General features: G+C 32.0%; 20 protein-coding genes and 1 tRNA gene. 4 read left to right on the top strand and 17 right to left on the bottom strand.

Annotation, left to right across the window (positions count from 1 at the left end; all coding sequences use genetic code 11):
- Window positions 1-35: 35 nt before the first annotated feature.
- On the bottom strand, window positions 36-575 hold the full coding sequence (locus KMW28_RS01860) for a hypothetical protein (RefSeq protein WP_169664730.1): 540 nt from the start codon (window positions 573-575) through the stop codon (window positions 36-38).
- 156 nt (window positions 576-731) lie between these two features.
- Window positions 732-1337, bottom strand: coding sequence for an OmpH family outer membrane protein (locus KMW28_RS01855; protein WP_066210590.1), 606 nt, complete (start codon window positions 1335-1337; stop codon window positions 732-734).
- 232 nt (window positions 1338-1569) lie between these two features.
- Between KMW28_RS01855 and KMW28_RS01850 the strand changes: the two genes are divergently transcribed.
- Entirely contained in the window at window positions 1570-3621 is a 2052-nt protein-coding gene (locus tag KMW28_RS01850) for a BatA domain-containing protein (protein ID WP_169664731.1), read from the top strand.
- A gap of 75 nt (window positions 3622-3696) precedes the next feature.
- On the opposite strand, the gene KMW28_RS01845 is transcribed toward KMW28_RS01850, so the two are convergent.
- Both KMW28_RS01845 and KMW28_RS01840 read right to left on the bottom strand, forming a co-directional pair.
- Window positions 3697-6090: a GAF domain-containing protein gene (locus KMW28_RS01845; protein ID WP_169664732.1), complete on the bottom strand. Its 2394-nt coding sequence runs from the start codon at window positions 6088-6090 to the stop codon at window positions 3697-3699.
- 215 nt (window positions 6091-6305) lie between these two features.
- Window positions 6306-6387 (bottom strand) — tRNA-Leu (locus KMW28_RS01840).
- A 285-nt stretch (window positions 6388-6672) separates the two neighbouring features.
- On the opposite strand from KMW28_RS01840, the gene mnmA reads away from it, so the two are divergent.
- Window positions 6673-7878 (top strand): tRNA 2-thiouridine(34) synthase MnmA, encoded by a 1206-nt coding sequence (gene mnmA / locus KMW28_RS01835; RefSeq protein WP_169664733.1) that lies wholly within the window; start codon window positions 6673-6675, stop codon window positions 7876-7878.
- Between the two features lie 82 nt (window positions 7879-7960).
- Here the strand turns inward: mnmA and KMW28_RS01830 are convergent, their stop codons facing one another.
- The 6 genes from KMW28_RS01830 to KMW28_RS01805 form a co-directional block, all read right to left on the bottom strand.
- On the bottom strand, window positions 7961-8776 hold the full coding sequence (locus tag KMW28_RS01830; protein ID WP_169664734.1) for a DUF2059 domain-containing protein: 816 nt from the start codon (window positions 8774-8776) through the stop codon (window positions 7961-7963).
- An 18-nt stretch (window positions 8777-8794) separates the two neighbouring features.
- Window positions 8795-9325 (bottom strand): hypothetical protein, encoded by a 531-nt coding sequence (locus tag KMW28_RS01825; RefSeq protein ID WP_066210600.1) that lies wholly within the window; start codon window positions 9323-9325, stop codon window positions 8795-8797.
- A gap of 2 nt (window positions 9326-9327) precedes the next feature.
- On the bottom strand, window positions 9328-10185 hold the full coding sequence (gene mreC, locus KMW28_RS01820) for a rod shape-determining protein MreC (protein ID WP_066210602.1): 858 nt from the start codon (window positions 10183-10185) through the stop codon (window positions 9328-9330).
- Window positions 10186-10448: 263 nt separating this feature from the next.
- Window positions 10449-11474 carry a rod shape-determining protein gene (locus KMW28_RS01815; protein ID WP_066210604.1) on the bottom strand — a complete coding sequence of 342 codons (1026 nt, stop codon included), beginning with the start codon at window positions 11472-11474 and terminating at the stop codon, window positions 10449-10451.
- 340 nt (window positions 11475-11814) lie between these two features.
- Window positions 11815-12477 (bottom strand): carboxypeptidase-like regulatory domain-containing protein, encoded by a 663-nt coding sequence (locus KMW28_RS01810; protein ID WP_084005891.1) that lies wholly within the window; start codon window positions 12475-12477, stop codon window positions 11815-11817.
- 176 nt (window positions 12478-12653) lie between these two features.
- Entirely contained in the window at window positions 12654-13292 is a 639-nt protein-coding gene (locus KMW28_RS01805) for a hypothetical protein (RefSeq protein ID WP_215585781.1), read from the bottom strand.
- A gap of 489 nt (window positions 13293-13781) precedes the next feature.
- On the opposite strand from KMW28_RS01805, the gene atpD reads away from it, so the two are divergent.
- Window positions 13782-15296 (top strand): F0F1 ATP synthase subunit beta, encoded by a 1515-nt coding sequence (gene atpD / locus KMW28_RS01800; RefSeq protein WP_066210608.1) that lies wholly within the window; start codon window positions 13782-13784, stop codon window positions 15294-15296.
- A gap of 101 nt (window positions 15297-15397) precedes the next feature.
- Complete coding sequence (locus tag KMW28_RS01795; RefSeq protein WP_169664736.1) at window positions 15398-15643, top strand: F0F1 ATP synthase subunit epsilon; 246 nt, start codon at window positions 15398-15400, stop codon at window positions 15641-15643.
- A 77-nt stretch (window positions 15644-15720) separates the two neighbouring features.
- Here the strand turns inward: KMW28_RS01795 and KMW28_RS01790 are convergent, their stop codons facing one another.
- The 7 genes from KMW28_RS01790 to KMW28_RS01760 all read right to left on the bottom strand — a co-directional run bounded on the left by KMW28_RS01790 (window position 15721) and on the right by KMW28_RS01760 (window position 24487).
- Window positions 15721-17103 (bottom strand): undecaprenyl-phosphate glucose phosphotransferase, encoded by a 1383-nt coding sequence (locus tag KMW28_RS01790; RefSeq protein WP_169664737.1) that lies wholly within the window; start codon window positions 17101-17103, stop codon window positions 15721-15723.
- 34 nt (window positions 17104-17137) lie between these two features.
- Window positions 17138-18235: a DUF1972 domain-containing protein gene (locus tag KMW28_RS01785; protein WP_169664738.1), complete on the bottom strand. Its 1098-nt coding sequence runs from the start codon at window positions 18233-18235 to the stop codon at window positions 17138-17140.
- Window positions 18198-19415: an O-antigen ligase family protein gene (locus tag KMW28_RS01780; RefSeq protein WP_169664739.1), complete on the bottom strand. Its 1218-nt coding sequence runs from the start codon at window positions 19413-19415 to the stop codon at window positions 18198-18200. Before KMW28_RS01780 ends, KMW28_RS01785 begins: the two co-directional genes overlap by 38 nt.
- Complete coding sequence (locus tag KMW28_RS01775; protein ID WP_169664740.1) at window positions 19387-20499, bottom strand: glycosyltransferase family 4 protein; 1113 nt, start codon at window positions 20497-20499, stop codon at window positions 19387-19389. Before KMW28_RS01775 ends, KMW28_RS01780 begins: the two co-directional genes overlap by 29 nt.
- A complete protein-coding gene (locus tag KMW28_RS01770) occupies window positions 20492-21418 on the bottom strand; it encodes an O-antigen ligase family protein (protein WP_169664741.1) in 927 nt (308 codons plus the stop codon). The genes KMW28_RS01775 and KMW28_RS01770 overlap by 8 nt, the downstream gene beginning before the upstream one ends.
- A gap of 268 nt (window positions 21419-21686) precedes the next feature.
- The gene (locus tag KMW28_RS01765) at window positions 21687-23054 is read right to left on the bottom strand and encodes a hypothetical protein (RefSeq protein WP_169664742.1); all 1368 of its coding nucleotides are present in this window, start codon (window positions 23052-23054) and stop codon (window positions 21687-21689) included.
- Window positions 23051-24487: a lipopolysaccharide biosynthesis protein gene (locus KMW28_RS01760; RefSeq protein ID WP_169664743.1), complete on the bottom strand. Its 1437-nt coding sequence runs from the start codon at window positions 24485-24487 to the stop codon at window positions 23051-23053. Before KMW28_RS01760 ends, KMW28_RS01765 begins: the two co-directional genes overlap by 4 nt.
- Window position 24488: the final 1 nt, after the last annotated feature.

Here is a 24488-nt window from a genome sequence, read left to right as displayed (position 1 = left end):
TATTGCTCTCCTATTAAAGAATATTAAAACGAAGTTTACAACTTCATATCCGTTTGATCAAACGGAACATTATTCATCATATTTTGTTTATCCTCTTTCTTTAACCTTAAATCTGAGATCACATTATGAATACTTGGATTACTCATTGCAAATAAGATCATCGAAACCACATAAAGACCAAAAACCAAAGGTTCTAAGGTTAACCTATACAGTACTGCTACGATAATCGGAGGAATAGATAAAGGAATAAACTTAAAAAACTGAGCCTTCAATAAAAGTGTCAATCGAAAAGGAAGTGACGGTTCCTTTCTAATTTCTTTCAGCTTACTATTGTACTTTTTGTACTCTACCATTGAAACTCCAATAATTAAAACGGCTAATATTGCAATAATAATTTCACCTAGAGGATCAATGACAGGTTCTATTTCTACTACTTCGGAAGAATTCTGTAAATACCAAAATAAGGCAAAAGGTACAGAAATACTTGCCAATCCGTAAAAACAAATTCTTAATTTATTGACCATATCAAAAGGTTCTTTAAACCCTTCGAAAAATGATGGTTTCTTATTGTTCATATCTAATTTCAAATTGCAGATTCAACCACTTAACTCATAAAATCAAAAATAGTTGAAACTATTGAAGTTCATTTTTCACAAATTTCGGTATAATAAAAAAAATCCGCAACACACGAATGTATTGCGGATCATATATTAACAAATCAAATGATTTGATTATTTACCTTTTTCTTCAGAAGATTGAGCGTTTTGCTCGTCCTCGTAGATTTTATTCAAACCGTCGATAACATCTTGTGTAATGTCTTCTACATTTGGAGTAGACCAGATTACAGTAGATGTAACACCATCGCTATAACCCAATACAATACTGTAGTTTTTATCAGCAGAATAGTTATCCAAGAATTCTTTTACTCTTTTTCTTACTTCAGTTTGAATAGCAATTTCTTCAGCTTGCAAACCTTGTGCTTGTGATTGTTGAGCTGCTTGTAATTCTTGTTGCTTTAATCCCAATTGCTCTTGTTTCTGACGAATATCGTTTTGAGACATCAAACCAGCTCTAGCTCTTTTCTCAAAGTTTTGCATTTCTCCTTGAAGTTTCACAGCACGAGTTTGTAAGCTCTTCTGTGCTTTCTCCATTTTCTTTTGCAATTCATTGTACTTGTCCTCACCGAACTTGTAGTATGTAGAAAGACTGTCGTTGTTGATGTAAGCAATTTTCATTGCTGAGGCTACTGTCTCAGTAGAAGCTGTTTGTTGAGCTTGTGGTTGTTGACATGCAAACATAGTTGCGATAATGCCAACTGCTAATAATAATTTCTTCACAGTATGTATTATTTTAATAAATAAGATGCTTTCGATGATGAGTTAATCTAGGTTGATATTCCCTACAAAAAGTCCTTTTTAATCCACCTATTGTGATTTTCACCGGCACAAATATAGTTAATTCATTGAAAGTGTAAAAAGTCCTATTCTTTCATTGTATATTAATAGGTACTTTTTAAGAAAAATGATGAAATTAGTAGGCTATTAAGCATAGAAACCTCTAAATTACTCTATGAACTTCGTAAACCCCGCGTTTCTTTATGCACTTCCCTTAGTGTTAGTGCCTTTGATAATTCACTTATTTAACTTCCAACGTTCATCGGAAGTTAAGTTTACCAATGTGGCTTTTTTACAAACCGTAAAGGAGATGTCGAACGCTCAAGATCGTTTGAAAAAAATATTGGTAATGATTGCCCGAATGCTTTTTATCTTAATAGCAATTTTGGCTTTTGCAAGACCTTATATTCCAAAAGAAAACGGATATGCTTTACTTAAAAACGATAAAGGTAAAGTAAGTATCTACATTGACAACTCTTACAGTATGCAAAGTGAGAGAAATGCCAAAACACTATTTGATGCCGCAAAAGACATTGGTAGAAATATACCAAATGTTTTTCCTGTTGGTTACAATTATCAAATTCTAGACAATCGTTTTACAGGTGGTTCACGCTATTTTATGAATCACGATAGAGCAGAAGAAGAAATTATTGGTTTAAACTACTCCAACTTCACTAGGACGCTTCAAGAAGTCGAAAATTTCACTCAAGATGCTTTCAATAGAGAAAAAATTGATGAAGGAAAACAAGTATTCTGGATTTCAGATTTTCAAAAATCAACCATTGGTGCATTAGAAAACTTAGCATTTGATTCTGCAACAAATTATCACCTCATTCCTTTATCAGCTGATAAATTAGAAAACTTAAGAATCGATTCTGTTTGGTTAGATAAACCATTTATCAAGCAGAAAGAAAACAATAAGCTTTACGTTCAAATATCCAATCTTGGAAATGCAGATGTAGAAGATAGAGAAGTGACTCTATTTGTTGATAAAGTTCAATCATCAAACACTACAATTAATCTTAAAGCTGCCGATACACAAACAGTAGAAATGGCTTTTGCGATCAGCGATCCTGGTAATAAACAATGCAGAGTAAGTATTTCTGACTACCCTGTAGATTTTGATAATGACCATTATTTCATTTTAAATGTGTCGCCTAATATCAATATTGCCATTATTTCTGATAACCCTAAACAGTACTTAAACACAGTGTATCAGAATGAGCCTTTCTTGAACGCTACCACTTTTAAATCAAATACTATTGATTACAGTGCCACAAACGGTGCAGATTTATTGATATTGGACCATGTGGATGTTATCAATGAGTCTTTGAATAATGTGATCTTAAATGGAATTAGAAATGGGACGAATATTGCCGTTTTCCCTTCAGAAAATTTAGATATCGATAGTTATTCAAAAGCATTTGGAACACTTATCAGTAAAAATAAAATTGAAGACGGTGCAGAGATGATTGGAACGCAAGTTCCTCCTTCAAGAGATCCTTTCTTTGCCAATGTATTTGAGAAAAAGGTAAAGAATATGAGTATGCCTGAAGGGAAGCCGCTCTACCAATGGCAAGGCAGAGGAGTAAGAACTTTATTGAGCTATAAGAACAGTCAGAGTTTCCTCTCTATCCAAGAAAATGCCCTACAGAGTAACTACTTTGCATCTGCCCCTTTACAGCCAGAATACAGCAATTTTGGGCGTCATGCCTTGTTTGTACCTGTGATGTACCGAATGGCAATACTTAGTAAAACCCAATCCGATAAATTATCATTTAAATTCAACGAGAAAAACCTTAGAGTTCGATTTGATGGATTAGAAAAAGGCGTCATTTATAAACTGAAACATGGCGATACCGAAATTATCCCAAGTCAGAAAGTAAATGCAGATGTACTCACATTCAAATTACCATCTGATGATATGGAGGCAGGCTGCTACGAAATTGTCAAAGCAGATAATGATACCGCCTCAATTGGTTATGTTGCCTTTAACTATGCAAAAGGTGAATCACAATTAAACAGTTACACCACTTCTGATCTTGAGAAGACCCTAGAATCTTATTCCAACATCAAGATCTATGAAAATATTAAAGCAGATAGTTTCACTCAAGTATTTAACGAAAGTAATATCGCTCAACCGATATGGAAATACTTCTTGTATTCTGCCTTATTATTCTTGCTTATTGAAATGACTTTAATTCGATTTTGGAAGACAAAACCTTAATTCATTTCAACCAATTAGTGAGAGTAAGTTTTATAAAATGAAAGGGATGTTGAATTGATCAACATCCCTTTCATTTTATTCTTCATCATCCTCTTCTTCTTCACTTGGTATTTGTGATTTATAGAATAGAATCTGTTCATCTTTCATGGCAATTTCTTTCTGAAGAGCTTTTCTTACTTCTTCCAACTCCTTCTGTCTTCTCTCCATCTCCTCCTGAGTTGCTTGTAATTCTTCAGTGTTCTGAAGCATCTCTTCCTCACGAATTCTTAACTCCTGAGTTAAAGTTTGTGCTTCCTCAAGCAGTTTTGCCGTTCTTGTATTGTGTTTCGCAGAGGTAATAGCCGAAGCAATACTTTCGGAGACTCTTTCCACAAATTCGATCATGTACGGTTCCACTGTATTAAATGAAGCCAATTCTATAACGCCTAGCGCTTCTTCATTGAACTTTAAAGGCACCAACAATAAGCTTTTTGGAGAAGCGAGTCCTAACCCCGTAACTATTTTAGAATAGTCTTCAGGAATATCATCAATGTACAAAGATTCATTTTCTTGCCAACATCTACCTGCTAGGCCTTCACCATAATTCACTTGCTTGTTCAAAAATTTCTTTCTGTCAAATGCATAACAAGCTTTCAATTGAAGGAATTTATCGGTTGTTTTATTATCCTCCTCAACCAAGAACATCATCCCTTGATTTGCCTTTAGATAGTCGACCAATTCTCTTAATACAATTTCATAAAGTCCGTCTACATTATCTAAATATTGTCTTGTAATTTCAGCAAACTTAGAAATTCCTTCATTGACCCATTGTCTCCTTTGATCTTCAATTGATACTTCTTTCAGACGGTCCCTCATTTTAACTAATGAGTTTCCTAAAACATCTTTATTTCCGAAAGTATCAAAGTCTGTTTCGAAATCCCCTTTACCTACTTTTTTCGCAAAATCCGAGGTTTGTTTGGTTCTTTCAATCAACAAATTCATGTTATAAATCGTCTTACCAATTTCATCTCCTGATGGCACACGAATGGAAGAAGAAACATCACCTTTAGCCAACCTCGAAATGGCTTTCTGCAACTTATCCACAGGTCTTGTGAAATTAGTAGAATAAGCATTGGCAACGATAAAACCGATAATGAATATAACAATTGTTGCTAAGCCTACATTTAATTTTAATTTATCTATGGAGGCGAAAGCTTCTTTTTCTTCTATTTCAGAAATAATAATCCAAGGCAGTTCTCTGATATTTAATAATGAATAGGAACTTAAGGCCTGTTTTCCTAAATAATTTTGAGCGATTATATTTCCAGAATGTCCTTTAAGAGCATCTTGTACAGGAGCTGTATTTACTGACTTGGAAAGCACCGTTGTTCTTAAGGATTTTATTCTATTGATTTCTTCAATAGGTACATTTAAATCCAATAATTGTTGGTTGAATTTATCCGACTCCTCTACAAACAATCTAGCATCACTTCTCATCAACTGATCTTTACCTACTAGATATGTCTCTCCCGTTGTTTCTAAACCTTCTTCAGCCCAATCTCCATCATCAGTCATTATGTTATTGATTTCAGATAGCGGAAGTGTTCCTATCAAAACAGCTACTTTCTCTAGTCCATCCCCTGTATTATCATATACTGGAGCAGCGAAGAATAATTGTAAATTACCATAGGCTCCTTCATAAGACACAAAATCGGATAGTATCACCATGTTTGGTCTGATCGAGTTTCTAGCCAATGTGAATGCTTGCCCTAAAGCTGATTGTCTGAAAACACCATCCATTAAGTTGGTTCCAAAATCAGCATTTTTAGAGACTGAATAAATCACATCTCCAGTATTAACGCTTACCAATAAAAGGTCGGAAAATCCTTCTGCTTTTAAATATCTTCTAAATGATGAGTGATACCTCTCATGAATATCAGAATAGGCGGTTCTATCATTACCTCTATTTAATAAGTCCTTCTTACCAATGGGATTTTGATTCTGAGTGAGGTAAAGGTGCTGAAGAATGACCATCTTATCTGAGGCCTCATCAACGGAGTTGATCAGTTGTTTTGAGAAATTTTCTTGATCACTTAATTTCCTATCAATTGTAGATCGGTAATACTCCTTAAGTGTTCGTCTCATTTTGACGATTTTACCTGGAGTATAATAGTAATCCATGATATCAAACGCAGAGGAGAATTCTAAAACAGCATCAGACACCATTCTACTTTGTGCCAACACACTGATATGTTTCTTAGAATTATCAATATAATTTTCTAAAGATCTACGTTTCACCTCTCTCACAGAGGTCAACTGACGAAATACAGCTTCTTCTAATGATTTTTTTGCAGAATAGTAACCAAGCAAGCCAACAGCTATACTCGATAGTGCAGCAATCAATAGTAGGTTAAGTAAAACTTTGATTCTTATACTGAGGTCCTTTAACCTTATTCCAGACTCTTTGTTGTTCGATAATTTTTCTTCCATAAATTACTAGAAGGCTTTTCTTCTATTTGCATCCTGCAATTCGAGTACCATGTTATTAAAGAACGTACAAAATAGAAAAGTATTTTTTTATTGATCAGGTATTTTGAAGCATCAACCAGGAGTATTCCTATTTTTTATCTTTATCGAAACCTTCAGTTGCTGTAGAAAAATAGACATAAAAAAAGAGGTTGATATTTCTATCAACCTCTTTCGAGTGCGGGTGGAGGGACTCGAACCCCCACGCCGTGAAGCACTAGATCCTAAGTCTAGCGTGTCTACCAATTTCACCACACCCGCTTTTGTGGTGCCTTTGTGTTTTAAAGCGATGCAAATATGCACGATTAAATTATTCTACGCAAGTACTTCTTGAAAATATCTACTAAATAAAAGTGAATATTTCCCTAACCACTTCTACATTAAAGCACTATTTTTCGTATTCAGAAGTGTTAAGTCATTGATAATAAAATACGTGTAGAACATAAAAAGATATTATTATCTTTGTGAAACTTTTTTCAGAAATCTGAAAAAAATATTTTGATTTACGTGAAAAGGGACCTTAACCCCCTGTAAGCAGTAAAAGTTATGGCAAAAAGAGTAGTAGTGGGTCTCTCTGGCGGAGTAGACTCTAGTGTAGCCGCTCACCTTCTAAAAGAGCAAGGCTATGATGTCATTGGTTTATTTATGATCAATTGGCACGACGGTAGTGTAACCATCCAAGGCGAATGTCCGTGGATTGACGATAGTAACGATGCACTACTTGTTGCAAATAAACTAAACATCCCTTTCCAAAGTGTTGACCTTTCTGAGCAATACAAAGAACGTATTGTCGATTACATGTTCTCTGAATATGAAGCAGGTCGTACACCCAACCCAGATGTACTTTGTAACCGTGAAGTAAAGTTTGATGTCTTTATGGATATCGCAATGAGCCTAGGAGCTGATTATGTAGCTATGGGTCATTATTGCAGAAAAGACAGCTTTATTGATGAAAACGGAAAAGAAGTTTTTAGATTATTAGCGGGTGTAGATGGAAATAAAGATCAGAGTTATTTCTTATCACAATTAAGTCAGGAGCAATTATCAAAAGCTTTGTTCCCAATTGGAGAACTGACAAAGCCTCAGGTAAGAGAAATCGCTGCTGAGCAAGATTTAATCACAGCCAACAAAAAGGATTCTCAAGGGCTTTGCTTCATTGGTAAAGTAAAACTTCCTGATTTCCTAAAACAACAATTGATGCCTAAGACAGGTAATATTGTGGAGATTGCAGTGGATCATCCTATGTATGCTGAGAGAACAACAGCTATAGAAAATGCATCTACCGAAGAGGAAAAATTAGCTTTAGAGACTTCTCCATACCAATACAAGCCTACTTATGGCAAAAAGGTGGGAGAACATCAAGGAGCACATTATTATACTATTGGTCAAAGAAAAGGCCTTGGTGTAGGTGGTACTCCACTTCCGTTATTTGTGATTGCCACAGATACTGAAACAAACACTATTTATACTGGACAAGGTGATCAACATTCCGGTTTAAATCGTCAAGGTTTAAAAGTTGAAAATGATGAGATCCATTGGGTTAGAGAAGACTTGAAAATGGAAGTGGGTGAGCAAAGAGAATACATGGCTCGTATCAGATACCGTCAGCCTCTTGAAAAGGTAACACTTTATAGAAAAGAAGATGGTCTATACTGTGTATTTGATAATAAGCAATCTGGAATTTCTGCCGGACAGTTTATCACTTGGTACACGGAGGACGAATTGATTGGATCAGGAGTGATCAATCGATAAATTCTTAAGAATCATATACAAAAAAGCTCGTATCAAAATCCCTGTCATTAATAATAGGGTTTTTAATACGAGCTTTTTCTTTCTATTTCACTATGGATTTCCCCATACTTTCTCCTACTTTTTCGAATGAATAGGATAGTGCTTTTATTGTATTTCCTGTGAAATATTTTCCATCTTCTGAAGCCCAAACTTTGGTATATTCTTTTAGTTCTTCATCAGATAAATCTTTATACATATAAAAAGAGTAAGCAATCATTTGTTGTTGTAACTGCTGCATCACCATAGGAGGAAATGCTTGATTTGCTTGTGCTTTCATTTGCTCATCAGTAAGCTTCTCATTTTCAGGAGCCATAGAATTTGCTCCTTTGAAAATTGCTGACATCATGCTTTTCATCAAGCTCGCTGTCATTTCTGTAGTACCTAACTCTTCGTTTAATGCTCCAATCAACATTATTCTTTCTTGAGAAGGTGGGTTCGTCCCCATATTTTGGAAGAATGTCATCATTTCAGATTCCTTCGCTGGATCTTTTGAAGCAATCTCTCCTTGTTTTGCTTTTTCCACTAAAGGATTATCATACAATTTGATAACTGCTTTGAGCTTTTCTTCCGAACAGTTTTTCAAGTAATATTCCTCGAATGAATTAGTAAGTAATTCAGCATTCAGAGAAGATTTCAATATTTTTTCAAGCTTAGCATGTTCTTCAGGACTCATTGTGGCCTTACTTTGCTGAAGTTGATTCTCTACCAACTGATCTACGCTTTCGAACTGACCTTCGATACCAGATACTTTGAATAATTCTTGTACTGTAGCTTTAGAACTTTGAGCAAAAGAGAATTGAGTGCAGAATAGAAGAGCAATTAATCCAAAGATAACCCTTCTTGAGTGGAGTATGTTCATGATATGTTTAATTGTGTATCAGATTCTTCTTCTTGAGAATCCTTTGTAGAATAAATATTGTACAGCTAAAATAATGAAGATCGTGGCAATGCTACTCAGAAAAGCTCTGAATAACGCCTTGGGCATAAACCCCCAATCCGCTGCTTCAATACTAAAAAGTAAAATATGATGTATTAATACTTGAGGAATAACAAAGGTGATAAATGTACCAAATCCCATCTGTCCTATCAAAGGAACATCAGATAGATCATAACCACCACTAGGTGCCGTTACTTTAATTATTTGATACCTTGTAAATGCCATCCCAACACAGGCCGCTGTATGAATACCAATAGAATCATAAAAAATATCCATTACAAAACCCATGACAAATGCAATATTGAGCAGCTTCATATTATCTGCACCAAAAGGTAACAAAACCAAGAAAGCCACATAAGGGAAGATCATTACATTTCCATCAAAAAATGTGAGATTTCTAAAAAATAAAACTTGTGCGAATAGATAGATAAAAAATACACCTACCTGTTTTAACCATATTTCTCTTCCCATTGCTATTCTTCTGCTATATTTTCTAATGAATCCTTTTCGGCTCTAAACAACGATTTAGATACGTACACATGATGTAGTTTAGAGAAATCAACGGATACATCTATAGTTATTAACCAAAATCTTTCTGAAGGTACTCGACTTGCTTCAGATACAACACCAAGCATCACTCCTTCTGGATAAACAGTATTAAATCCTGATGTGGTGATAGTATCTCCTACATTAATATCAAGATGTAATGGTAAATAATTAGCTGATGCTGTGGTTGGATCTTGAGTATCCCATTTAACTGTACATAGGTCACCTGTTCGTTTTAGCTCAGCAGAAACATTCATTTCCCTATGCAGTAAAGAGTAACAGGTAGCAAAATTATCGGATACCGTCTTAACTTGTCCTACCACTCCTGCTTGCGTCATTATACCCATTCCAGGTTCGATACCATCTTTACGACCTTTATTAAGCGTAATATAATTAGCCATTCTGTACATGGAATTATTAATTACCCTAGCAGGAATAAAATCATAAGCAACGGTATCAGACATACCATAGAATAAATTCGTTATGTTTTCTTTTGATGAATCTGTTACAGAATCGCTTGCTATTCCTACTTGAAGGAGTTCAATTTGTTTTCTAAGAATAGCATTTTCATCCAAAAGCCCTTCGTTTACTTCAGTTAGATTAAAGTATTGAGTAACATTTGAAGTGGTATTATAGATACCCCCTACTAACGTATTGGAAGACGACAACACAATAGATCGTTGATAACTATTGTTATTCACGATTAACCCTGCGGCGACAATTTCCAAAAATAAAAAGAGAAGGAATACTCTATATCTAAATATAATGGCAAATAACTGACTCATGGAGTAACTAAAAATCGACCTAAATTAAGGTAATAAACTCTCAAAAAATGAGGTGATTCAACGAATCATTCAATGAACAAATTTAATGAAATAAGTACAAACCTAAGCTTGATAATTTTATTTTTTCATTCAAACCTAAGTTAAAAGATTTAAGAACGTCAAAAAAAACTCCTTGTTCGAGAGTAAAATGATTAACTCTTGCAACAAGGAGTAAACTTTCCATTTATAAATCATCAAACTGAAAAATCAGATGACAACAATTACTAAGTAATTAAAATGGCTTTATAACGGTTGAGCTCTTTTAAAACTGCTCCAGTACCAAGAACTACTGCCCTTAATGGGTCTTCCGGTACATGAACAGGTAATTTCGTTTTTAATGATATTCTCTTATCAAGACCTCGAAGCAATGCTCCGCCTCCTGTTAAGTGAATTCCTCTATCGTAAATATCAGCTGATAATTCTGGAGGAGCTGTTTCCAATGCTCTTAAAATTGCTTCTTCAATTTTAGATATAGATTTATCTAAGGCAAATGCTACTTCTGCGTACGAAACATTAATTACTTTAGGTATACCTGTAAGTAAATCTCGCCCTCTGATTTCATAATCCTCTGGGGCATCATCAAGTTCTGCTAAAGCGGCACCTACTTCGAATTTGATTTTTTCTGCAGATCTTTCACCAATTAATAAATTATGTTGACGACGCATGTAGTCCAAAATATCTCTATTGAACACATCGCCTGCAGTTCTTACAGATTGGTCGCATACAATACCCGACATAGCAATAACAGCAATCTCTGTTGTGCCACCCCCGATATCTACCACCATACTTCCCATCGGTTCCTCGATATTCACACCAATACCAATAGCTGCGGCAATTGGTTCTGGAACCATATATACTTCTTTTGCTCCTGCGTGTTCTGCTGAGTCTCTAACGGCTCTTTTTTCTACTTCCGTAATACCTGATGGGATACAAATAACCATTCTATGAGAAGGCATAAAGAATCGCTTCTTATTATCAGACATTTTAATAAGACCACGAATCATTTGCTCGGCTGCATGGAAATCGGCAATCACACCATCCTTTAGAGGACGGATTGTTTTTATATTCTCATGCGTTTTTTCATGCATTTGCATAGCCTTCGCTCCTAGAGCAATCACTTTACCTGATTGTCTATCCAAAGCGATGATGGAAGGTTCCTCCACGGCAATTTTGCCTTTTGTGAGGATTAGTGTATTTGCAGTACCCAGATCAATAGCTAGGTCGGTAGTAAAAAAATCAAAGAAGCCCATTAAAATTTACTCTTTTTCATTCGAAAAATATTAGCAAAAACCGCATGTAAAATACTTAAAGAGTTATTTATATTTCTCTATTTCATGATTGATTTAGGTACCATCAAACAATTAAACAAAAAAATAAAAGGTACGTTTCTCTTTATCAGCTAAGAGTTTAACGCTATTTTTAAAAAGTATGGTATAAATCAGTCTACAAATTTCTTTCCATAAATCAAGAAATAAGTAATGCTAAATTAATTTATACAATTTCTATCAAGTATATATAGAAAAAAGAGTTCTCTTCAGTGGGATTGAAGTACTAATCAGTTAAGATTATAATATCAATAGAAGGAAAAGTTTAATCCTTTTTCTTAAAGTCGCCTCTCTTAATCGATTTAATTAAATCGCCCCATGCAAATGGGTTTAATAGAGGGTTTGCTGTTTCCATAAAATATTGGGTGGCTATTTGATCCGCCCTGTAATTCATATAGTATTTATAGTTGCCTGTTGCTCCCATTGGTAAAGCATTAGACATCATGGTCAGTTTTTCTTGACTCAGGTTTTTCTCCATATTTTCTATCCTTTGATCTTTTTGTTCTCCTAAGGCTAGAAAAGCTTCTTCGAAAATTTCTTTTGTTGGATAAGGGAATACTTCAAGAAGAGGTAATTCTGTTACATCCTCCCTCATTTCAATCAAAACAGTGAATCCTAAATCGTCTCTTTTAGGGATCACAATTTCTTGTTTTGCAAAACCAACTGATGATACAACCACTGTATCACCTACTTGGGTAGGCATAGTAAAGAAACCTGCATGATTGGTTACAGTACCCTTTCCTGCTTGCTTGATATAGACGTGAGCTCCTGGAACTCCATAAGAGCTATCTCCTTCTACAACAATACCGGAAAATTGTATTGAGTTTTGTTCTCCTTGTGCTTTTACTTCTAAAGAAGTGAATAATGCAAAAATTGAAAAGATAAGAAGGTACTTATAATATTTTGGTGTACTATACAGTTCAGTCATTCTGTGTTAATAAAAAGTTTGGAGTGTTCACTACTTCAAAACAACATCAAAAATATTTCACTCCAGTGATCATAAATTCACAAATGTTATTTTCAAATATAATGAAAGCCTCAATACCAAAAAGGTTGTATTGAGGCTTTTCTTTATTTTAAGTACTTTTTTTACAAAAAATTAGATTAATGAGATGAATTTGAAGAAGAAATTGATGCAATCATAGAAACTTTGAGCCTTTCGAATTCTTCTTTCTTATAGGCCTTAAGTTCCATTTTCTTTTCATAAACCCATCTTTCTGGCGAATATTTACCATTAGGATATTTGTCCCAATAGCTCACATAACTTTTTCCTAAAGCTTCGAATTCCATATCAAATTCATCTTCTATTAAGATAAAGTTTTTTCTTAAATCTCTTGATAGAATTTCAATTAAGTTTGGTGTTTGAACCATCTTTTTTTCTAATTCCTCAAAGTGTTCCTGAAGTTCTGCTTCTATCTTAACTGATTCTTGTTGAGATACTGCTGATTGTAAAACTTCATCTTCCCAAAATTCATCGTCTTCAGCAAAAACTTGAGTATCAATTTCTTTTTGTAATTGAGGAGTTAAAGCTACGTGAACTTCTGGATTATTATTTTTTATTTTAGGGCGTGATGCCTCGATATCTGATTTCCACTTATCGATTTGTTCTTTCTCATGTATGGTCATACAAACCCATGATTTTCCCATGTACGCTGCCCAAAGCGCCTCGTCTTGAGGAGACTCTTTCAGCATTTCCCAAACTTTGGGCTTTTTTAAAGGGTCGTTGCCTGCTTTAATTGTCAAACTGCTAAATGAAATTAGCAGGATAATTAAAATTCTAAGATTCATATTACACAGATAGTTACAAGGTGTTGGTAGCTTACACAAATAAAATAGGTTACACTTTCAACACAACATTTAAGTTAGTTGTTATTTACACCTAAAAAATCATGCCTAATTCGATGTAAGATCAAATAGACCATTAATTAAAAAAGTATATGATACGCTTATTTTCTAATAAACATACATGATAATTAATGAGAAAGTCTACTATTTAACAATAATCAATGATAATAATCCTCTTTTTAAGAATACTTTTTCTAAAAAAAGGCCTAAAAAAGCGCTTCATAAGGTTAAAATTGTAATTAAAACACAAATTCGGCTCTTAATTTGTCAATAATCTTTGGAAACAATTATTAGAATTTTAGTTTTGCATTTAAATGTAGTCTTTGAGGTTATTAACTTCAGAGTCTCTATGTCTGAATTCATTGATATATATAATATAATTCCAAGATGTCAAATATCGGTAAGGTTACCTCAGTCATTGGACCAGTAGTTGACGTAAGCTTCGAAGCAGAAGGGTCAAAGTTACCTGCGATCTATAACGCTTTGAAAGTGAAAAAATCCAACGGTCAAGAGATCGTATTGGAAGTTCAACAACACCTTGGCGAAGAGCGCGTTCGTACTGTAGCGATGGACGGTACAGAAGGACTTCAGCGTGGAGCTGAATGTCAAGATACAGGGGCACCAATTGCGATGCCTACAGGAAATGATGTAAGAGGTCGTCTATTCAACGTAGTTGGAGAAGCGATCGACGGTATGGATCAGCCATCCGGCAAAACATCTTTACCTATTCACCGTTCTGCTCCTGCTTTCGATCAGTTAGCAACTTCAACAGAAGTTTTATACACAGGTATTAAAGTAATCGACTTATTAGAGCCTTATACTAAAGGTGGTAAGATTGGTCTTTTCGGTGGTGCCGGTGTAGGTAAAACTGTATTGATCATGGAGTTGATCAACAACATTGCAAAAGTATACTCAGGTATCTCAGTATTTGCTGGTGTTGGTGAGCGTACTCGTGAGGGTAATGACCTTCTTCGTGAAATGATCGAATCTGGCGTAATCAAATACGGTAAGGAATTCGAAGAGGACATGGAGAAAGGTGGATGGGACCTTTCAAAAGTAAACAAAGAAGAATTAGAAACTTCACAAGCAACATTGGTATTCGGTCAGATGAACGAACCTCCAGGTGCTCGTGCTCGTGTAGCTCTTTCTGGTCTTACTATCGCAGAATACTTCCGTGACGGTGAGGGACAAGGAGAAGGACGTGATATCTTATTCTTCGTTGATAATATCTTCCGTTTCACACAAGCAGGTTCAGAGGTATCAGCCCTTCTAGGTCGTATGCCTTCAGCCGTAGGTTACCAACCAACGCTTGCTACAGAAATGGGTGCTATGCAAGAGCGTATTACATCGACTAAGAGAGGATCAATTACATCGGTACAAGCGGTTTACGTACCTGCCGATGACTTAACTGACCCTGCTCCAGCGACAACATTCGCACACTTGGATGCACAAACAGTACTTTCACGTAAGATTACTTCATTAGGTATCTTCCCTGGTGTAGATCCACTAGAGTCATCTTCACGTATCCTAAGCCCAGAAATCTTAGGTGATGAGCACTATAATACTGCACAACGTGTAAAAGAAACAATCCAACGTTACAAGGAACTTCAAGATATTATCGCGATCCTTGGTATGGATGAACTTTCTGAGGAAGATAAGCAAGTAGTAGCACGTGCTCGTCGTGTGCAACGTTACTTATCTCAGCCATTCCACGTAGCAGAACAATTCTCAGGTATCCCAGGTCTAATCGTAGACATCAAAGATACAATCAAAGGTTTCAACGAAATCTTAGATGGTAAGTGGGATCACCTTCCAGAGGCTGCCTTCATGTTCGTAGGTAAAATCGAGGAAGCTGCAGAAAAAGGAGAGAAAATGCTTGCAGAAGCTGCTAAGAACGCTTAGTCCAGTTCTCAAGTCAATATATAAGGCGAGAGTCTTGGGCAACGCTCGGATTCTCGCCTTTTTAATTAAGTATCAATTACTAATTCTTAATTTAAAGAATCATGTTTGTAGAATTACTTACTCCAGATAAAAAATATTTCGAAGGTGAAGCTTCAGGTGTTAAAGTTCCCGGTATCAACGGTGAATTCGAAATGCTTGATCGTCACGCTAACATCATCTCTAGTTTAACTAAGGGTGAGGTTAGAATCGCAAAAGGATCGGAAGTAACTACTTTCTCGATCGATGGCGGTACAATAGAAATGCTTGACAACAAATTGGTTATTTTGGCTGAGGCGGTTGTTGGGTAGTTCAAATCCAATAGTAAAACAAAACCCCAATGTTTTTTGAAAACATTGGGGTTTTGTTTTATATATTTTTCGAAATATTAATAGGCCTTTTCATCACCATTAATAATTCCCAAGACTGTATCTAAAATAATCTGAACATCAAACCACATCGACCAATTATTTACATAAAAACGATCAAGTTTCACACGTCCCTTCATAGCATATGGATCATTTTCTGTTTCTCCTCTATAACCTCTCGCCTGAGCCAATCCAGTTATACCTGGCTTAACTAAATGTCTTGCCATAAATTTCTCTACTTTCTGACTATACTCTTCTGTATGGCGCAGCATATGCGGTCTAGGACCAACAACGGACATCGAACCTAGAAATACATTAAAAAACTGTGGAAGTTCATCTATGGACGTTTTACGAATAAATGAACCTACCTTAGTAACTCTCATATCCCCTTTTGTTGCTTGTTTGGCATCAGAATCTGAATTCACGGCCATAGACCTGAATTTATAACACCAGAAAGACCTACCATCTTTACCGGTTCTCTTCTGTTTAAAGAACACAGGTCCCTTAGATTCTAATTTTATTATTAATGCCATCAATGGAGTTAACCAAGACATCAAAAGAAGAATTACTGAAAAAGAAAAAGCTATATCAAAACCACGCTTAATAAACTGGTTTTGCTGATCATCTAAAGGTACTGGAGAAACATCTAATACAGGTATTTCATCATAACGATCAAGGGTAATACCTTTTGAAGCAAATCCTCTAAAATCTGTAATCAACTTCACTTTGATCATATGACTCTCTCCCCAATCAATTAACTCTCGAATTAACTCATAATTGATATATGGGATACAGCAGTAAACTTCATTCACATCCTTTTCTAATGCAAATGCTTTAAAATCTTTCAGTTGTCCTTCGACATACATTTCTTTTGATGTATCATCAAAGAAACCTAAAAATCTAAAACCATATTCGGGGTGAACCCTAAAGAACTTTCTTATTTCTATTGCAAGTGGGCCATACCCAAGAACTACTACATTTTTATAACTAAAACCTTGACGACGATACATACGCATGAGGTATATACCAATAATTTTAGTTACGAATAAAAGTGGTGTCCATATTAAATACAAGTTCAATAGAAACTCTCTGGAAACTCTTCCAAACTTAATACCTACTACGAAAGTAGATATAGCCATTCCATGCCAAACAATTGAATAAGCATAACCTCTTAAAACTTTAGCCACACGTTGCGTTCTGTGAAAAGTATGTGGTTTGATTGAAATAGCAACGATAACCCATGCTAGATTTGAAAATATCCAAAGCATAGTGTAAGCATCCTGTTCAAGAGGAGGCTCTAGCATATTAAACTTCAGCCATGTAGCAGATATAAAAGCAATATTAAATAGAAGTATATCTGCTAGGAAGTTAAAAGGTTGTAAATATCTTGATTTGCCCGTCATTCTATAAAATTCTTGAAGGCGTAAATTTAATTAATTATTTTCCCTTTTTGAAACAATCTTCCATATAGTCTAGATAATGCTTATTAATAATATCCCAATCGAATTCATTAATTATTTTATTACAATTAATTTCTAAAATATCCTGATAATCAGATTTATTTGTATTTTCAAGGATCACTTTAACATCATTACTATTATTAAAATATAGAGCTTCAGATTTTAAAATTGCTTTATTAAAAATATTATTATTGGCGCAAATCAAAGAATTTGAAGCCATAGCTTCTAATAAAGAGGGATTTGTTCCTCCTACTGTATGACCATGAAAATAAATATTGGAATAATATCTTAAATTGTTTAGAGCATCAATATTATAAATACCCCCTAAAAATTTAATTCTTTCATCGCTCTTATATTTATCTTTTAGATATTCTCCATAAACAGTATTATGCTTGCCTACAACCAAAAATGGATATTTTGAATTAGAATCATTAACTCCATCCAAAATAACTTCAATACTATTTTCAGGTTCTAATCTAGCTATTAGCATATTATAGCAACATTCTTCAACAGAATATTCTTTTAGTATTATGGAATTTGGATTTTGAAATAAGTTTGCTCCGTAGGCAATATATTTTGATTTCTTTTGATATTTTTCATGTATATACTCCTGGATTCCTACAGAGTCTGATACAAGATAATCACTTGTATTTATAGCTAACTTTTCTGCGTATTTTAAGAATCTACGGACTTTTGGAGAATACTTACTTCTCCTCCATTCTAATCCGTCCATATTGGTGATAATAACTGACTTTTTGGGAAGGTACCACCCCCAAATAGAGCTACTTGTATACCCCAACTGTAATATTATATCAAAGTTTCTATTACGAGCATCTTTTACACAATTAAAATCATATATAAACTGTCCTGCTGTACCAATTTTAAATTCTGGATCATATTTATGAAGAATTTTAACCCCATTCCACTCTGAATTTTGATAAGGGTGATCATGTGAGTTATACACATATGTCTCATGACCTTTATCTACTAAATATTTTGACAAATATTCTGCAAATTGTTCGAACCCTCCATGATTGTTAGGAACTCCTCTTGTACCTAATATTGCTATTTTCATGATTTCTTACGATACTAATATAAATAAAGAATATAAAACATATTATTCCTTTTTGCCTTTCTAATACCATTTCTGTTAATGATAAACTCATAAAAATCATCATAAGAACTAACAAAAAAGTATTTTTGGTTTTAATAGCTTTTAGAATAAAAAAAGCAAATGTAAAAAGTAATAGGAATAATCCTAATACACCTAACTCAAAAAGTGTATAAATGAATTGATTATGGATAGAAATGAAAGTATTCGTTTTTCTATAATGTGTCAACTTATATTTATCATACTTTTGAAGAATAAGTTCCTTAAACTTAGAAGAACCTATTCCTGTACCAAAAAGAAATATTTTAGGATTCTCTTTTAAAATTTCACCAGTAACTCTAATTTGAAATAATCTAATTGATATATCAGGGACTTTCATATCTCTCACATCATCTTCAAATAAGACTTTGTGATAATCAATTTTTTTTAAATTTAAGAACCTTTTTTGTAAAAAGTTTGAATTTATAATAAGACAAGTTAAAAGAAATAAAAGTGTGAAAACAATTCTTTTTTTTAAATACAATTGTTTTATTAAAAAATAAAATAAGATTATCAAATATAAAACTATTACGTTTTTTGATGACAAAAGTATTATTATAATAGTGGGTAAAATAATATATAGTAAGTGATGGGTGTATTTCAGGTTACTAACATAAAATATAACAGAAGATGCTATAATTAAAGATAAATAAATTGCATTGAAATTAATTACTTCAGATAATTCATGATAAAAAAAAACACTTGGATCTCTCATTTCCAAATAAGTATGAAATGAAAATATCAATAACCATAAGCTAATTAAGTTTACAACAATTATTATATACTTTTCTAGCTTTGTAAAATTATTAATACGTATGTGCGAAAATATCAACAAATTAAAAACAAAAAATATCTTTGTTTCTACTTCTTTATATGAATCGCTCCAGAACAAAGTAAAAAGTTGCCAACAACCAAATAAGGAAATAACTAAAAAATCATAAGAAAAATTTAATCTGAACCTTCTCTTTCTACTCAAATATATAAAATATATAAAAACAAAAATATAGAATTTCGATAAAATATGATTTTCAAAAAAAAATGATAAAAATAATAGCAATACTAAAAATTCACCAATCCTATTTTTGTCTTTTAAGATAATCTGCATGTTTTTGTCCAATTTCTGCCCAAGAAAACTCTTTCAACATCGTCTGATAAGCATTCTCAGAAATTTCATTTAATAAATTACCTTTATAAATATTTTTAATTATAATCTTAGAAAGATCATCTTCTTCATCAAAAAGAAATCCATTTTTCTTATTCTCAATTACTTCTTTATTAGGTACTAAAGAAGATGCAATTACTGGTATCTTTAAACTCATAGCCATGAGTAATACACCACTTTGATAAATTTCCCTGTAAGGTAAAACAACAAAACTACTAATTTTAAACAGAAGCTCACGTTCATTGTCAGTAACAAATCGAATAATTTTATGAACTCTTTTTTTAAGTTGATATTTTGAAATTAAATCGTCATAAATTGTAAAATCATCATACCAAACTTTACCTGCTATAATAAGATGAATATTTTCATCATTAATTTTTGAAAATGATTTAATCAATATATCAAGTCCTTTTACTTTTTTTATTTGACCAAAAAAAAGAACATATTTTTTAGTAGGGTCTAGCCCCAAAGTTTCAAAAGAATCTCCTCTATGTAATTCCGCATTATACATATCTGTAAATGCTCCATGTTTAATTACCTGTAACTTTTTATCTATATAAGGCAAAATATTCAATAGTTTTTCTTTCGAAAAATTATTATGAACTACAATATTAGATGCAATCTTATATAAATATGTCTTTATAAATTTATTATCATTTTTAGTAAACCCTGATATATCATGTGCTATAAGATTGATTTTTATATTAAATAAATTCATTATAAAAACTAAAATAAAATCTTTAATTTCAGATGAAAAAATATGTATAATACAATTATCAATATTATTTTTCTTCATAAAGAATAAGGTGATAAAATAACCTTTTATTAGGTTAATTATCTTATTAATTTTTTTATTATAATGCTTTGATGAAAAAATCATGAGATTTTTTTCAACAAAATTACTTTTATAATTTGATGATAAGTAAGTATTAATTTTTTGATTTTGTAAACTTTCTAAAAGGTGTTCATTATAATAATCCATACCTGCCTTACTTCCTACTGGGTCAATAATGATTACTTTATTCATAATTTTTAATTTGTTTACAATAGACTCTATCAATACACAAAAGTAATATTAGCAAAAACCAAAACAACTGGAAATAAGGAAATATATTATGAAAGTTCAATAAAATTATGATTTCTATAAAGAGTATTTTACAAAATCTCGACTTGAAAATTTTGAATAACTCCATAAAAAATAACATAAATATCATCAATCCTAAAAAACCTAAATCGTTAATTACTTGTAGAATAACCACATTGTGAGCATTTGTATAATTTCTCCAAGGGTATATTAATTTTAATCTAGATAATGAACCAAGCCCGTTGCCTAAAATATAATTATATGATTTTTCAAATTGAGTTAATATATTTTTTGCATCATATAATCGTGGATTTTTTGATAAGTCAACAATATCATAATATAAGTTTTCAGGTATTTCAATAAAGTCGAAGTACACTAACATTAGTAACATTACTGATAATGAAATAAATGAAATGACTAAAAGATATTTAATACTCCTTTTGTCGTAATATAAAATCAGAATAATATTTAAAACAACAAAAGCAATAGTCACTCTAGATTGATTAATTATGAATGCGAAAAAAAGTAAGGTAGTTGAATAAAACAATGAATTTCTAGATAAAAAGCCTAATCTTATAAACTCAAATAATATTCCACTTAAAATTATTAACCAATATGCAACCCATCCAGGGTCTCCAAAAAATGCAGTTGGTCTACCTAATTTAAAAAAGCCATTACTCCCATATTGTTCTGGTTCATAAAGACCTATAGAAGATAAAATAAATTGAAAAATTATAACTGAACATGTTAAATTTAAATTTGTTTTAACTAAAAAAATAAATGAGCTAATATTTTCATTTTTTTTAATAATTATATATACAATTAATGAAAATAAAATATTTACTACTATTGCAATAAACATTTTAAATGATAATTTGATATCATAAGAATTATAACTTGATAACAAACAAATAAATAGAAATAACAATAAGTAAATAGAAATTTTCTTATTGAAAAAATTTCTATTTAATGGTATGGCAGCAAAATTAACACTAAAAATTCCTATTAATAGAAATAAATGTACGGGTCTAATATTAAAGCCAATTTTAAATAAAACTATACCACTCAAAGAAACTGTAAAAGTGAGTACAGAAACTAACAATTTATTTATAGAAATCTGAAATTTCTTATTACTGTTGTTTGATAAACTTCTCAAAACTATTTGCTACTATTTCCGAATTCTCTTCATTTAACCAATCCTCCGAATTTATTGGAGCATCTACAATTCCATTAAAACTAACTTTATAAATAAATTCAGAAAAGATTTTAACGTTCATCTTATTTTTATTATCATCCTTTTTAGCTTCTAATAAAGCTTCCATGTTAGGATAATTCCTAAAATCTTCTAAGCTAATTTTATGACAATTCTCTAACCTATTGAAAAATATATTTGCAAAAGTAAAAGATGTCACACCCATTAAAGCGGCTTCATATGCAACAGTACCAGAAATTGAAAAAATACATTGAGCTTTTTTAATTACTTCATGTGAACTCTCCGTTTCGTTCAATAAGATCGCATTTCGATGTTTTTTAAAGTCCTTAAAGAAATCTTTGGACCTATTTCCTATTGCATTTGAATGCTCCTTAATAACTATATACCAATCAGATGGAATAAATTTCCATACCTGTTTAATCATGTGTAACTGATTATCATAATAGTTCCCAACGACATCTACAGATGCTTCAGGTTGCATATGAAGGGTAAAGAAAACAAATTTTTTATTCTCTAAGATAGAAATATTGTCTGTTGATATATATTTATAACCAAACTTGTTTTTTTCATTTTGTATTGCATGTTGTGACCTCAATGCATCATTAGATATTACACTAGGGTGATCATATTCAATATTCTCTTTGGTAAAAAACCTTTTAGCTCTTTGTAGGTGACCACTGATGCTAAGTTCTTTTTTAACTGAAAAATCGACCTGCTTTACCCTACCAGGTACCTTAGCTTCTATTTCCTTATACTCACTTTGCCAATTAGAATTTAATATATTATCACTACCTTCAATTTCATATTGGAATTCATCATTTAAAAAGAAAAACCTTCTATGAGGAATTCGAACAGATTGAGGGTGTAAATAACGACAATTAAGTTCCTTTGATCTATTAACCATTCTATTAATTAATATCTCATAAGAATGTGTTGCCTCTCCAAAAATAAAATCTAAATTATTATCTTTTATAAAGTCGTAAATGGGTTTTTGGATATTACTAAGATAGTCATAAGACCAATCTTGCTGATACCTTAAGAATCTATCTCCATTTACTAATTCATTTAATTTATAATCTGCAATAGGTGCATTTTTCTTATCAATTAAATCTTTATTAAGAAGTAATATCTTATTTGAATCTACAGTTTGAGATAAATAATCATACATCTTTTTACTAAAACAAATCCAAAAAATTGAATATCCTTTAGATTCCAACTTTGTAGAAATTTGTTCAAAGAAAAATGTTTTGTAAAAATTTGAAATAAAACACAGGTTCTTTTTCATTTTGTTACTTTTTTTAGCTTGTTAATATCTAGAATTTTGAATTTGATACCTAATAAGAAATAAATCAATACGAAAAGACACCCTGACAAGATGAAATATAAGTCGAAATAATTTTCAATAATTAAAATAGGAATCAAACTGATTAATGATAAGGAAACTACTTTCAAGTAATGTAAGAAATTTATTAATCCACTTATTTTCATAGAAAACCCTTTCTTAATCACATATAATTGATAAAAAAACACGGTGAATAATGAAAATAGAACACTAATAGACATCCCAATGTATCCTAAAAAATAACTCCCTAAAAAACCTAAAATAAATATTACAATTATAGATATTATTGATGATATAAATATTACATTTTGCTTTCCTATGGGAATCAATAAACAACTCATAGGGAAAGCTCTTAATAAAACTTTAGGTGTTAAAATCTGAAATATTATAACACTTCCGATAAACTTATCTGTAAAAACAAATAAAATAATATCTTGAGAATAATACAACAGAGCCAAAAAGACAGGAAAAAAGATTGAAAAAAGTAAAGCATTTATTTCTCTCCATTCCTTAATAATTAATTCATTTTTATTTTCACTCTTATATACAGTGAACTTTTTCAAATAAACTGAATTAATTGATACAGTGATATTTTCAATGAAGGGTACTTCTAGAGTACCATTTACATATACTCCCAGCTCGCTTACTTTTGAAGTAAGACTAATAATAAATTTATCTAATACATTATATACCCTTCTAGCAAAAATTGAAGTACCTATAGGTAAATTAAATTCTAGTACATGTTTCAGCTCGTCCTTCTTCAATAAAATATTTTTACTGTCAAAATGAGGAAGAATTAATATACTAAAAATAAAAAAGCATAATCCTATAAAAGAATGAAACAATAATATATACTTAAACAAGTCATCTATATCCTGTTGTATATAATTTAAGAATAGTATGCAAATTATCCTCAAAACAAAAATGACCAACGAGAAAGATAATAGTAAATTTACCTTTTTATTTAGTACACATACACTAGTTACAAAATGTAAGAAAATTAGATAAAAAATATTTATAACATAGTATATTAAAAACTTTGAAAATAACGGATTATCAAAACCATAGGAAATTAAACCCTTGATCGAGATTAATATAACAATTAATAAGATAGAGGCAATTGCTAAATAAACGAATAGTGTAACTATAAATTTATTACTCTTTTCTGAATATTTGCCTACAAAATAAAATAAGGTATCAGCAAAACCAAAAACTATAATAGAGGCACAAAATTCTCCTAAAAATAGAAACTGTCGTAATGTCGAATACTCATCAACACTAAGTATTCTGACTAAATAAATAACAAAAACTAAAGCTCCTATTTGATTTAAGGACTTAGAAACTGTTATACCAGCAACAGATTTTACTTCACTCATA

It is taken from the genome of Flammeovirga yaeyamensis (assembly GCF_018736045.1).
Classification (GTDB): Bacteria; Bacteroidota; Bacteroidia; order Cytophagales; family Flammeovirgaceae; genus Flammeovirga; species Flammeovirga yaeyamensis.
Note: the sequence above shows the minus strand (reverse complement) of the source record. Positions and strands in the feature narration are given on the sequence as shown.